Source organism: Burkholderia sp. 9779_493 (genome assembly GCF_015712215.1).
GTDB lineage: Bacteria > Pseudomonadota > Gammaproteobacteria > Burkholderiales > Burkholderiaceae > Burkholderia > Burkholderia cenocepacia.
Window position 1 is genome coordinate 200,852 of sequence record NZ_JACCQA010000008.1, and the last position, 12,149, is coordinate 213,000.

Here is a 12,149-nt window from a genome sequence, read left to right on the forward strand (position 1 = left end):
CGCGGAGCGCCGGACGGCAAGCTGCGGGGCGGGCCGGCACGGCTCGCGCCGCCGCCCATTGGAGTCCATTATCGATATCGCCCTGAGGGGTTCGAGTGTTTTTTCAAACACTTAAGGCTTGTTACACGATGAAATACGCAAAAACCCCGAGAAAAAGGGCGCGGAATCGTGAATCGAGATGGCCACAACTATTGTTGCGCTATCGTGAAAAAGCACTATAATTTTTACCGATCCGATTGCCGGCAGCCTTGCCGGCAAGCCTTCCACGCCTGGTGCGACGGCCGTCGGGCGTCTCGCAACCGAATCCGCGTTGCAACCCGTTTTTTCGAATCCCCTTTCAATCCGCCTTGTCGGAAAAATTCCTACACGGTTTACAGACAAATCCTGCACGGCATACGCCACTTCGCTGATACCGGCATAAATGCCGTTTGGCCAAAATTCGCCCTGTAAGACTATAAACGAGCCGGCTGAGCGTCCAGTGCGCACTGACCGAGCAAACGTTTTCATAACATGAATGGCCAAAGCAAAGCTCTTTAACGGGGGAATCATGAGCGCTACCAGCGAAATGCTCAGTGAGATCAAAGAGGTCAACCTGTCGTACCTCCTCCTCGCGCAACGACTGCTGCGGGAAGACAAGGCGATGGGTATGTTCCGCATGGGCATTTCCCAGGAACTCGCCGACGTGCTCGCCAACCTCACGCTCGCGCAGACCGTGAAGCTGGCCGCGTCCAACCAGATGCTGTGCCGCTTCCGCTTCGATGATCACGCGCTGCTGTCGTCGCTCGCCGACAAGGGCCGCAGCGACGTCGTCGCGCACGCCCACTCGGCCATCCTGATGGCCGGGCAGCAGGTCGAAGGCGTCCGCTGATCCATCCCGCCTTGCGTCTGTCCCGGCGTGTCGCGCCGGCCGGCGGCGTATTGGCCATTCATTCGAATCACGTCAAGCGGACGGTTATCACCATGGCAAGCAAAAGCGTCGTGATCGAGGTGAAGGAAATCACCCTCGCCATCGAACTGATCGAACTGGGCGCCCGGCTGCAGCTGCTGGAGGCGGAGACGAGCCTGTCGCGGGACCGTCTGATCAAGCTGTACAAGGAACTGAAGGGCGTGTCGCCGCCGAAGGGGATGCTGCCGTTCTCGACCGACTGGTTCATGACGTGGCAGCCGAACATCCACTCGTCGCTGTTCTACAACATCTACCGGTTCATGCAGGACCACGGCCGCTGCGAGCCGATCCAGTCGATCGTGAAGGCGTACCGGCTCTATCTGGAGCACGTGAACCTGTCCGGCGACGAGGCTGCGCTGAGCCTCACGCGGGCATGGACGCTGGTGCGCTTCTTCGATTCGGGGATGCTGCAGATGACCCCGTGCACGCGCTGCGGCGGCCATTTCGTCGCGCATGCGCATGATCCGCATCAAGGTTTCGTGTGCGGCCTGTGCCAGCCGCCGTCGCGCGCCGGCAAGACCCGCAAGGCCGCCGCCGCGCGCGCCGAACTGGCTGCCGCCGTGGCCTGAGCGCCCGCCGGGCAGGGCCGGACGGGGCGTGAGCGGCGCCTCCGGGGCCGCACGAATCGTCTGCGCATTGCTGGTAAACACCGTCGGGCCGCCGCCGGGCGGCCGCGAAAGTTTTCCTGCCGACTGCCGTAAACCTGTTTAACGGCGGTCTCCCCGCCGGTCTTTCGTGAGGGACAGGCAGTGCTGATTATCGTGGGAACACTCGTGACGCTGTTGTCCGTCTTCGGCGGTTATGCGCTGGCAGGCGGGCATCTGGGCGCCTTGATCCAGCCCGTCGAGATCCTGATGATCGCGGGCGCCGGCGTCGGCGCGTTCATCCTCGGCAACGGCGGCAAGACCATCAAGGCCACGCTGCGCGTGCTGCCGACGCTCTTCAAGGGCTCGAAATACACGAAGGATGTCTATATGGAGCTGATGGCGCTTCTTTACGTGCTGCTCGCGAAGGCACGCAAGGAAGGCACGCTGACGCTCGAGGCCGACATCGACGATCCGCAAAAGAGCCCGATCTTCACGCAATACCCGAAGATCCTCGCCGATCACCACATCGTCGAATTCCTGACCGACTACCTGCGCCTGATGGTGGGCGGCAACATGAACGCGTTCGAGATCGAAAGCCTGATGGACGAGGAGATCGAGACGCACCACGCGGAAGGCGAAGGCCCGGCGCACGCGCTGATGCGCGTCGGCGACGCGATGCCGGCGTTCGGGATCGTCGCGGCCGTGATGGGCGTCGTGCACACGATGGCCTCGGCCGACAAGCCGCCGGCGGTGCTCGGCGCGATGATCGCGCAGGCGCTGGTCGGCACGTTCCTCGGCATCCTGCTGTCGTACGGGCTGATCGGGCCGCTCGCGAGCCTCGCGGAGCAACGCGTCGCCGAGTCGACCAAGATGTTCCAGTGCATCAAGGTGACGATCCTCGCGACGCTGAACGGCTATGCGCCGGCGATCGCGGTCGAGTTCGGCCGCAAGGTGCTGTTCTCGACCGAGCGCCCGTCGTTCTCCGAGCTCGAAGAGCACGTGCGCCGCGTGAAGGCGAAGTGACGCGGAGCGACCGATGAGCAAGAGCAAGGATCGCGCGATCGTCGTCAAGCGGGTGGCCCCGGCGAAGAAGGGCCACCACGGCGGCGCATGGAAGCTCGCGTACGCGGACTTCATGACCGCGATGATGGCGTTCTTCCTGCTGATGTGGCTGCTGAGTTCGGTCACGCCGGTGCAACTGAAGGGGATCGCCGAATACTTCAACATGCCGCTGAAGGCCGCGATTCTCGGCAGCGGCGATCGCAGCTCGCAGGATTCGAGCATCATCAACGGCGGCGGCCGCGACCTGTCGAGCGTCGACGCCGGCACGCTGCGCCGCACCGACGGCACGACCTCGCTCGCCGAGCGCCTCGCGAAGGCGGGCGACGAAAATTCCCGGTCGCAGGCCCAGGGCGCGCAGGACCGGCTCGAGCAGACGCGCCTGCACGACCTGCAGATCAAGCTGATGGCCGCGATCGAGGCCAATCCGACGCTGCGCCAGTTCAAGCAGCAGATCCGCATCGATTCGACGCTGATGGGGCTGCGCATCGAGATCGTCGATACGCAGAAGCGGCCGATGTTCGCGATGTCGAGCGATCGCGTCGAGCCGTACATGCGCGACATCCTGCGCGAGATCGGCAAGACGCTGAACGACGTGCCGAACCGGATCATCGTCCAGGGCCACACCGACGCCGTGCCGTACGCGGGCGGCGAGGGCGGCTACAGCAACTGGGAGCTGTCGGCCGACCGCGCGAACGCGTCGCGCCGCGAGCTGATCTCCGGCGGCATGGACGAGGCGAAAGTGCTGCGCGTGCTGGGCCTCGCGTCGACGCAGAACCTGAACAAGGCCGATCCGCTCGATCCGGAAAACCGCCGGATCAGCGTGATCGTGCTGAATCGCAAATCCGAAGAAGCGCTGATGCGCGACGATGCGACGACGACGACGTTGTCCGCCGACGCGGCCGGTTCGAAGCTGCTCGCGCAGCAGCTCGGCGGCCCGACGCCGGCGGTGCGTCCGGTCGTGGCGAGCGCCGTCGCCGTGGCGCCGAAACCCTGACGTTTCCAAGATTCCGAGACAGACATGATCCGAACCATTCTCGCCATCGACGACTCCGCGACCATGCGTGCGCTGCTGCAGGCCACGCTTGCGCAGGCCGGCTACGACGTGACGGTGGCGCCGGACGGCGAAGCCGGCTTCGACATGGCCGCGACGGCGCCGTACGACCTGGTGCTGACCGACCAGAACATGCCGCGCAAGAACGGGCTCGAGGTGATCGCGGCGCTGCGCAAGCTGACCGCGTACGCGGACACGCCGATCCTCGTCCTGACGACCGAGGGCAGCGATGCCTTCAAGGACGCCGCACGCGACGCCGGCGCGACCGGCTGGATCGAAAAGCCGATCGATCCGGGCGTGCTGGTCGAGCTGGTCGCGACGCTGTCCGAACCGGCTGCCTCCTGACATGAACGCGACGAATTCAACCGGTGACCGGGCATGACTCTCGACATCACTCAGTTCTACCAGACCTTTTTCGACGAAGCCGACGAGCTGCTCGCGCAGATGGAGCAGCTGCTGCTGAACCTCGACGTCGATGCGCCCGATCCCGAGGATCTGGCGGCGATCTTCCGCGCCGCGCACTCGATCAAGGGCGGCGCGGCGACGTTCGGCTTTTCCGCGCTGACCGATACGACGCACATCCTCGAATCGCTGCTCGACCGCGCGCGCAACCATGAGCTGACGCTGACCAAGGACATGGTCGACGCGTTCCTGGAAACCAAGGACGTGCTGTCCGACCAGCTCGTCGACTACCGCGCGAGCGCCGAACCGGACGCGGCCGCCGCCGCGGCGATCTGCGCGAAGCTCGAACGGCTGAAGGCCGAAAGCGGCGCGGGTGCGCCTGCCGCCGCCGAGGCCGCGCCGGTTGCGCCGGTCGCCGCCGCGGCCGTCGCGCCGGCTGCCGAACCCGCCGCTGCCGGCGACCGTGCGCCCGATCACGTGGTCGAACAGGCCGTCGCGGCCGCGCATCCGGCAGCCGACGCCGGCGCCGGCGGCCCGCACCTGAAGATCACGCTGGTCGGCGTCGATGCGAAGGACCAGGCGCTGCTCACCGAAGAACTCGGCAACCTCGGCCGGATCGTCGGTCGCGAGGAAGCGGGCGCGGACCTGTCGCTGTGGGTCGAATCGGACGTCCCGTCGGACGACATCGTCGCCGTGTGCTGCTTCGTGATCGACGAAAGCCAGATCCGCGTCGCGCACGGCACGGCGCCGGCCGCGCAGGCGGCACCGGCCGCCGCGCAGGACGCGGCCGCCGCGGTGGCCGCCGAACCGGCCGCCGCCCCGCCGCCCGCGCGCGTCGAGGTGTTCGCGCCGCAGGCCGCCGCCGCGCAGCCGGCTGCTTCGGCGCCGGCCGAGCCGGCGGCCGCAGCCGCCGCGCAGCCGCAGCCGCCGTCGCAACAGCACGCGCAACCGCAGCCCGCCGAGCACGCGGCGCCGGCCGCCGCGCATCACGACGACAAGCGCGCCCGCCCGGCCGCCGCGGCCGCGGCGGGCGCCGAAGGCAGCTCGATCCGCGTCGGCGTCGAGAAGGTCGACCAACTGATCAACCTCGTCGGCGAACTGGTGATCACGCAGGCGATGCTGGCCGAGACGGCGAGCGCGTTCGATCCGGCGCTGCACGACCGCCTGTTCAACGGGATGGCGCAGCTCGAGCGCAACGCGCGCGACCTGCAGGAAGCGGTGATGTCGATCCGCATGATGCCGATGGACTACGTGTTCAGCCGCTTCCCGCGGCTCGTGCGTGATCTCGCCGGCAAGCTGGGCAAGCAGGTCGAACTGGTCACGTTCGGCCAGGCGACCGAGCTCGACAAGAGCCTGATCGAACGGATCATCGATCCGCTCACGCACCTGGTGCGCAACAGCCTCGACCACGGCATCGAAACCGTCGACAAGCGCGTCGCCGCCGGCAAGGACGCGGTCGGCCAGCTCGTGCTGTCGGCCGCGCATCACGGCGGCAACATCGTGATCGAGGTGAGCGACGACGGCGCGGGCCTGAACCGCGAGCGGATCCTCGCGAAGGCCGCGAAGCAGGGCATGCAGATCGCCGAGAACATCAGCGACGACGAAGTCTGGCAACTGATCTTCGCGCCGGGCTTCTCGACCGCCGAGACGGTGACCGACGTGTCGGGCCGCGGCGTCGGCATGGACGTCGTGAAGCGCAACATCCAGTCGATGGGCGGCCACGTCGAGATCACGTCGCTGGCCGGCCGCGGCACGACCACGCGGATCGTGCTGCCGCTCACGCTGGCGATCCTCGACGGGATGTCGGTGAAGGTGGGCAGCGAGATCTTCATCCTGCCGCTGAACTTCGTGATGGAGTCGCTGCAGCCGTCGAACGACGACATCTACACGGTCGGCAACGGCGAGCGCGTGGTGCGCGTGCGCGGTGAATACCTGCCGCTGGTCGCGCTGCACGAGGTGTTCTCAGTCGAGGACGCGCGCACCGACCCGACGCAGGGGATCGTCACGATCATGGAAACCGAGGGGCGCCGCTTCGCGATGCTGATCGACGAGCTGGTCGGCCAGCAGCAGGTGGTCGTGAAGAACCTCGAAACCAACTACCGCAAGGTCCATGGCATCTCGGCGGCGACCATCCTGGGCGACGGCAGCGTCGCGCTGATCGTCGACGTCGCGGCGCTGAACCGCGAAACCCGTGCGACGCACGGCGCCCGTGCCGGCGCCGAGCTCGCCGTCTTCTGACTCTCGCCATCAACCGATTGGGGGCAAACGTGTCTGCTGAAGTCCAAATGATCAATCCGGCCGCGGCGAACGCGGCAACCAGCCGCCGCGACGCGGAACAGGGCGACGCGACGGGCCAGGAATTCCTCGTGTTCACGCTCGGCGACGAGGAATACGGGATCGACATCCTGAAAGTGCAGGAAATCCGCGGCTACGACAGCGTCACGCGCATCGCGAACGCGCCGGAGTTCATCAAGGGCGTGATCAACCTGCGCGGGATCATCGTGCCGATCGTCGACATGCGGATCAAGTTCCACCTCGGCCGGGTCGAGTACGACCACCAGACCGTCGTGATCATCCTGAACGTGTCGAACCGCGTGGTCGGGATGGTGGTCGACGGCGTGTCGGACGTGCTGACGCTGCAGACCGACCAGATCATGCCGGCGCCGGAATTCGGCGCGACGCTGACGACCGAGTACCTGACGGGCCTCGGCACGGTCGACGGCCGGATGCTGATCCTGATGGACATCGAGAAGCTGATGTCGAGCCGTGAAATGGCGCTGATCGAGACGCTCGGCGGGTAAGCGCGCCGCGCGCGCAGCAATTTCGGGAGAATCTGCAATGTTGCATAACTGGTCGATCCGCACGACGCTCACGGCGGTCGGACTCATCCTCGTGTGCCTGGCCGCCGCGGTCGGCGGGCTCGGCCTCTACGCGCTGAATCACGCGAGCCGTTCGCTCGACGAGATCGCGCACGTCGACCTGCCGGCGATCCACACGCTGGACGACACGGCCGCGTACCTGCTGCGCTCGCGCGTCGCGCTCGATCGCTTTCGTACGCTGACCGAAGCCGGCAATGCGGCCGACGCGGCGAAGGTGCTCGATCGCGCGCAGGAGCTGTATGCGAAGTCGAACCAGAACTGGCAGACGTTCCAGTCGACGCCGAAGCTCGGCGTCGAGCAGGCGCTCGTCGACGAGCTCACCGCGCGTTACACGACGATCATGAAGGAAGGCGTCGAACCGGAATTCGCCGCGGCACGCGCGGGCGACATGGCCGCGTACCACGCGATCGCCGACGCGAAGATCAGCCCGATGTTCGTCGCGTTCGACCAGACGGCGGCAGCCGTGATCGCCGCGCTGCAAAAGCGCGCGGAAGAACGCCAGGCCGCGACGCAGTCGCAGATCTCGATGATGATCGCGCTGATCGCGGCCGGCATCGCGATCGCGTTCGTCGTCGTGATCGCGATCCGCTTCGCGCTGCGCGGGCTGATCGTCAAGCCGCTGGAAGATGCGATCGCGCACTTCGAGCGCATCGCCGGCGGCGACCTCACGCAGCCGGTGAACGTGTTCAGCACCAACGAGATCGGCCGCCTGTTCGGCGGCATCAAGCGGATGCAGGACGCCGTCACGACGATGGTGCAGGCCGTGCATCGCGGCACCGAATCGATCGACGTCGGCGCGCGCGAGATCGCGACCGGCAACATCGACCTGTCGCAGCGCACCGAGGAGCAGGCCGCGTCGCTGCAGGAAACCGCGTCGAGCATGGAGCAGCTGACCGGCACCGTGCGGCAGAACGCGGAAAACGCGCGGCAGGCGAGCCAGCTCGCGGTGAACGCGTCGGACATCGCGACGCAGGGCGGCGACGTGGTCGGCCAGGTCGTATCGACGATGCAGGACATCGCGGCCAGCTCGGGCAAGGTCGTCGACATCATCGGCACGATCGAGGGCATCGCGTTCCAGACCAACATCCTCGCGCTGAACGCGGCCGTCGAAGCGGCGCGGGCCGGTGAGCAGGGCCGCGGCTTCGCGGTGGTCGCGGGCGAGGTGCGCTCGCTCGCGCAGCGCAGCGCGAGCGCCGCGAAGGAAATCAAGCAGCTGATCGGCGATTCGGCCGAGAAGGTCGACAGCGGGTCGGCGCTCGTCGCGCGCGCCGGCGCGACGATGGAAGAAATCGTGCAGGCCGTGCGCCGCGTGACCGACATCATGGGCGAGATCAGCGCCGCGTCCGACGAGCAGTCGACCGGCATCGAGCAGGTCAACCGCGCGGTCGGCCAGATGGATGCGGTCACGCAGCAGAACGCGGCGCTCGTCGAGCAGGCGGCCGCCGCGGCCGCGTCGCTCGAGGAGCAGACGCGCCAGATGAAGGCGATCGTGTCGGGCTGGCGCGTCGCGGGCGGCATCGTGCTCGCGCCGGCGCGCAGCGTCGCGCGGCCGGCGGCCCATGAACCGGCGGCGCTGCCGTCGGACGCGCGCCACGACGCGCCGGTCGCCGCGCTGCCGGCGCCGCAGGCCGCGGCCCAGCCGGCGGCACGGCGTGCCGCGCCGGCGTCGCGCGCGGCCGCCGCGAGCGCCGACCACGAACCGAAGCGGGCGGCCGACGCCACTGCGCGTACGCAGAAGGACGCACCGGCTTCCCGCGGCGGCGCCGCCGCAGGCGGCTACGGCCCGCGTCTGGCGAAGACGGCCGCAGCGACGGACAAGCCGGCCGCGAAACCCGCGCTCGTGCGCCCGGCGCTGAACGGCGAGAAGCCGGCGCTGGCGGCCGCCGGCACGTCCGACGACGACTGGGAGACCTTCTAAGCCATGCAGCACGCGCGCGCGCCGTTTCGACCCGATGCACCGGATGCCTCGCCTCGCGCGGGCGAGCCGGGGCGCGACTTCGCGTTCACCGGCGCGGATTTCGCACGCATCCGCGCGCTGATCCACCAACGCGCGGGCATCTCGCTGTCCGAGCACAAGCGCGACATGGCCTACAGCCGTCTCGCGCGACGGCTGCGGGCGCGCGGCCTCGACACGTTCCGCGACTACCTCGACCTGCTCGAGCAGGAAGACGATCCGCTCGAGTGGGAAGCGTTCACCAACGCGCTGACGACCAACCTGACCGCGTTTTTCCGCGAGTCGCACCATTTCCCGATCCTGTCGGAATTCGTGAAGGGGCGGCCGTCGCCGGTGTCGGTCTGGTGCTCGGCGGCGTCCACCGGCGAGGAGCCGTACTCGATCGCGATCACGCTGATCGAGGCGCTCGGCGAAACGGCGGCGCGCAGCGCGTCGATCCTCGCGACCGATCTCGACACGCAGGTGCTCGCGAAGGCCGAAGCCGGCATCTATACGTACGACCAGGTCAAGCACCTGTCGCCGGAGCGGCTCAAGCGCTTCTTCCTGAAGGGCACGGGCGCACAGGCCGGCCGCGTGAAGGTGCGCCCCGAGCTGCGCGCGATGATCCGCTTCGAGCAACTGAACCTGACCGATGCCGACTACGGGATCGGCAAGCCGTTCGACGCGATCTTCTGCCGCAACGTGATGATCTATTTCGACAAGCCGACGCAGGGGCAGGTGCTGTCGCGCTTCGAGCCGCTCGTGAAGCCGGGCGGCCTGCTGTTCGCCGGCCATTCGGAGAATTTCACGTACGTGACGCAGGCGTTCCGGCTGCGCGGGCAGACGGTGTACGAACTGACGCGCGACGCCGCTCAGGGCGCACGGTCGCGCGGCGCGCAGGCGAGCGCGGCGGCCGCGATGTCGTCGCCCGTGCGTGCGCGGGCCGCGGGCGGCGCGCCCGCCTATGGAGAGCGCGGATGAGCGCACTGCCGATCGCGACCAATCGCTACTTCGACAACCACTTCGAGCGCCCCGGCGTGAAGCTGTTGCCGAACGAGTTCTACACGACGTCCGAGGACATGGTGCTGATGACCGTGCTCGGCTCGTGTGTCGCCGCGTGCCTGCACGACCCGTATGCGGGCATCGGCGGGATGAACCACTTCATGCTGCCGGACGACGGCGCCGATCCGGGCGCCGCCGCGTCGGAATCGATGCGCTACGGCGCATATGCGATGGAAGTGCTGATCAACGAGCTGATCAAGGCCGGCGGGCGCCGCGAGCGCTTCGAGGCGAAGGTGTTCGGCGGCGCGGCCGTGCTGGCCGGGATGACGACGATCAACATCGGCGATCGCAACGCGGATTTCGTGCGCCGCTATCTCGCGCTCGAGCGCATCCGCATCACCGCGGAAGACCTGCAGGGCGTGCATCCGCGCAAGGTCGCGTTCATGCCGCACAGCGGGCGCGCGATGGTGAAGAAGCTGCGGCTGCAGGTGCCGGGCGTTACCGAGCGCGAAGCCGCGCTCGCGCGCGAGGCCGATCGCCTCCGCACCGCACGCACGCGTGCGCACGTCGAGCTGTTCGCCGCGAAGCGGCCTGCCGCGCCGCAACCGGCGCGCCCGCGCATCGAGCTGTTCGGCGCGCGTGGCACCGCGCCGGCCGGCAGCGGCGGTGCGCGGACGGCTGGCCCGCAAGGGAGCCCGTACGCGGCGAACCTATCAAGAAAGCAGGAGGCATGACCGCAGTGCAGAAGATCAAAGTATTGTGCGTCGACGATTCGGCGCTGATCCGCAGCCTGATGACCGAGATCATCAACAGCCAGCCCGACATGACGGTGGTCGCGACCGCGCCCGATCCGCTCGTCGCGCGCGAGCTCATCAAGCAGCACAACCCCGACGTGCTCACGCTCGACGTCGAAATGCCGCGCATGGACGGGCTCGACTTCCTCGAGAAGCTGATGCGCCTGCGGCCGATGCCGGTCGTGATGGTGTCGTCGCTGACCGAGCGCGGCTCGGAAATCACGCTGCGCGCGCTCGAACTCGGCGCGGTGGATTTCGTCACGAAGCCGCGCGTCGGGATTCGCGACGGGATGCTCGACTACGCGGAAAAGCTCGCCGACAAGATCCGCGCGGCGTCGCGCGCGCGCGTGCGCCAGGCGCCGCAGCCGCAGGCCGCCGCCCGCACGGCGGACAGCGCCGCGGCCGCGCCGATGATCAACAACCCGCTCGTCAGTACCGAGAAGCTGATCATCATCGGCGCGTCGACGGGCGGCACCGAGGCGATCCGCGAAGTGTTGACGCCGCTGCCGCCGGATGCGCCGGCCGTGCTGATCGCGCAGCACATGCCGCCGGGCTTCACGAAATCGTTCGCGCAGCGATTGAACGGCCTGTGCCGGATCGCGGTGAAGGAAGCCGAGCACGGCGAACGCGTGCTGCCGGGCCATGCGTACATCGCGCCGGGCCACGCACACCTGTTGCTCGCGCGAAGCGGCGCGAACTATATTGCGCAACTGTCGGACGAGCCGCCGGTGAACCGGCACCGCCCGTCGGTCGACGTGCTGTTCCGCTCGGCGGCGACGCATGCGGGCAAGAACGCGATCGGCGTGATCCTCACCGGGATGGGCCGCGACGGCGCGGCCGGCCTGCTGGAAATGAAACGCGCGGGCGCCCACACGTTCGCGCAGGACGAAGCGAGCTGCATCGTGTTCGGGATGCCGCGCGAGGCGATCGCGCTCGGCGGCGCGGACGAGATTGCGCCGCTCGCCGACATGAGCCGCCGCGTGATGGCGCGCCTGGCGACGATGGGCGACCGCGTGCAGCGCGTGTGAATGGAATGTCACGGGGCGCGTGCCACGATACGCGTCCCGACGGAAACGAATCTGGAAAGGAACGACGATGGACAAGAGCATGAAAATCCTGGTGGTGGACGATTTCCCGACGATGCGCCGGATCGTCCGCAACCTGCTCAAGGAACTGGGCTATTCGAACGTCGACGAGGCCGAGGACGGCCTGGCCGGCCTCGCGCGGCTGCGCGGCGGCGGCTATGACTTCGTGATCTCGGACTGGAACATGCCGAACCTCGACGGCCTCGCGATGCTGAAGGAAATCCGCGCCGACGCGACGCTCACGCACCTGCCGGTGCTGATGGTCACGGCCGAGTCGAAGAAGGAGAACATCATCGCGGCCGCGCAGGCCGGCGCGAGCGGCTACGTCGTGAAACCGTTCACGGCCGCGACGCTCGACGAGAAGCTGAACAAGATCATCGACAAGATGGCCAAGGCCGGGAGCTGAAC

At 67.9% G+C, this 12,149-nt stretch carries 12 protein-coding genes; all 12 read left to right on the plus strand.

Going from position 1 to position 12,149, the window contains the following annotated elements; translation table 11 throughout:
• Nucleotides 1-547 precede the first annotated feature (547 nt).
• The 12 genes from flhD (at nt 548) to cheY (ending at nt 12,147) form a co-directional block, all read left to right on the plus strand.
• Complete coding sequence (gene flhD / locus H0X95_RS10925) at nt 548-868, plus strand: flagellar transcriptional regulator FlhD (RefSeq protein ID WP_011350590.1); 321 nt, start codon at nt 548-550, stop codon at nt 866-868.
• Between the two features lie 92 nt (nt 869-960).
• Complete coding sequence (gene flhC / locus H0X95_RS10930) at nt 961-1,515, plus strand: flagellar transcriptional regulator FlhC (protein WP_006493184.1); 555 nt, start codon at nt 961-963, stop codon at nt 1,513-1,515.
• Nucleotides 1,516-1,695: 180 nt separating this feature from the next.
• On the plus strand, nt 1,696-2,556 hold the full coding sequence (gene motA / locus H0X95_RS10935) for a flagellar motor stator protein MotA (protein WP_006482649.1): 861 nt from the start codon (nt 1,696-1,698) through the stop codon (nt 2,554-2,556).
• A gap of 13 nt (nt 2,557-2,569) precedes the next feature.
• The gene (gene motB / locus H0X95_RS10940; protein WP_006482647.1) at nt 2,570-3,589 is read left to right on the plus strand and encodes a flagellar motor protein MotB; all 1,020 of its coding nucleotides are present in this window, start codon (nt 2,570-2,572) and stop codon (nt 3,587-3,589) included.
• A 24-nt stretch (nt 3,590-3,613) separates the two neighbouring features.
• Nucleotides 3,614-3,991 (plus strand): response regulator, encoded by a 378-nt coding sequence (locus tag H0X95_RS10945; protein ID WP_006482646.1) that lies wholly within the window; start codon nt 3,614-3,616, stop codon nt 3,989-3,991.
• A 33-nt stretch (nt 3,992-4,024) separates the two neighbouring features.
• On the plus strand, nt 4,025-6,286 hold the full coding sequence (gene cheA / locus H0X95_RS10950; protein WP_059721089.1) for a chemotaxis protein CheA: 2,262 nt from the start codon (nt 4,025-4,027) through the stop codon (nt 6,284-6,286).
• Nucleotides 6,287-6,333: 47 nt separating this feature from the next.
• Entirely contained in the window at nt 6,334-6,849 is a 516-nt protein-coding gene (cheW, locus tag H0X95_RS10955) for a chemotaxis protein CheW (RefSeq protein ID WP_006486165.1), read from the plus strand.
• A gap of 37 nt (nt 6,850-6,886) precedes the next feature.
• On the plus strand, nt 6,887-8,845 hold the full coding sequence (locus H0X95_RS10960) for a methyl-accepting chemotaxis protein (RefSeq protein WP_059721088.1): 1,959 nt from the start codon (nt 6,887-6,889) through the stop codon (nt 8,843-8,845).
• Nucleotides 8,846-8,848: 3 nt separating this feature from the next.
• Nucleotides 8,849-9,841, plus strand: a complete 993-nt coding sequence (locus H0X95_RS10965; RefSeq protein ID WP_059721087.1) for a CheR family methyltransferase — start codon at nt 8,849-8,851, stop codon at nt 9,839-9,841.
• Complete coding sequence (gene cheD / locus H0X95_RS10970) at nt 9,838-10,596, plus strand: chemoreceptor glutamine deamidase CheD (protein WP_059721086.1); 759 nt, start codon at nt 9,838-9,840, stop codon at nt 10,594-10,596. The genes H0X95_RS10965 and cheD overlap by 4 nt, the downstream gene beginning before the upstream one ends.
• Nucleotides 10,593-11,684 carry a protein-glutamate methylesterase/protein-glutamine glutaminase gene (locus H0X95_RS10975; RefSeq protein ID WP_012492268.1) on the plus strand — a complete coding sequence of 364 codons (1,092 nt, stop codon included), beginning with the start codon at nt 10,593-10,595 and terminating at the stop codon, nt 11,682-11,684. Before cheD ends, H0X95_RS10975 begins: the two co-directional genes overlap by 4 nt.
• A 67-nt stretch (nt 11,685-11,751) precedes the next feature.
• Complete coding sequence (cheY, locus tag H0X95_RS10980) at nt 11,752-12,147, plus strand: chemotaxis response regulator CheY (RefSeq protein WP_006485893.1); 396 nt, start codon at nt 11,752-11,754, stop codon at nt 12,145-12,147.
• Nucleotides 12,148-12,149: the final 2 nt, after the last annotated feature.

What these genes read in the sequence shown, in the direction of transcription:
- cheW (WP_006486165.1), top strand. Translation starts at nt 6,334, where the DNA reads ATGATCAATCCGGCCGCGGCGAACGCGGCAACCAGCCGCCGCGACGCG.
- motB (WP_006482647.1), top strand. Translation starts at nt 2,570, where the DNA reads ATGAGCAAGAGCAAGGATCGCGCGATCGTCGTCAAGCGGGTGGCCCCG.
- cheY (WP_006485893.1), top strand. Translation starts at nt 11,752, where the DNA reads ATGGACAAGAGCATGAAAATCCTGGTGGTGGACGATTTCCCGACGATG.
- flhD (WP_011350590.1), top strand. Translation starts at nt 548, where the DNA reads ATGAGCGCTACCAGCGAAATGCTCAGTGAGATCAAAGAGGTCAACCTG.
- flhC (WP_006493184.1), top strand. Translation starts at nt 961, where the DNA reads ATGGCAAGCAAAAGCGTCGTGATCGAGGTGAAGGAAATCACCCTCGCC.
- H0X95_RS10945 (WP_006482646.1), top strand. Translation starts at nt 3,614, where the DNA reads ATGATCCGAACCATTCTCGCCATCGACGACTCCGCGACCATGCGTGCG.
- H0X95_RS10975 (WP_012492268.1), top strand. Translation starts at nt 10,593, where the DNA reads ATGACCGCAGTGCAGAAGATCAAAGTATTGTGCGTCGACGATTCGGCG.
- cheA (WP_059721089.1), top strand. Translation starts at nt 4,025, where the DNA reads ATGACTCTCGACATCACTCAGTTCTACCAGACCTTTTTCGACGAAGCC.
- H0X95_RS10965 (WP_059721087.1), top strand. Translation starts at nt 8,849, where the DNA reads ATGCAGCACGCGCGCGCGCCGTTTCGACCCGATGCACCGGATGCCTCG.
- H0X95_RS10960 (WP_059721088.1), top strand. Translation starts at nt 6,887, where the DNA reads ATGTTGCATAACTGGTCGATCCGCACGACGCTCACGGCGGTCGGACTC.
- cheD (WP_059721086.1), top strand. Translation starts at nt 9,838, where the DNA reads ATGAGCGCACTGCCGATCGCGACCAATCGCTACTTCGACAACCACTTC.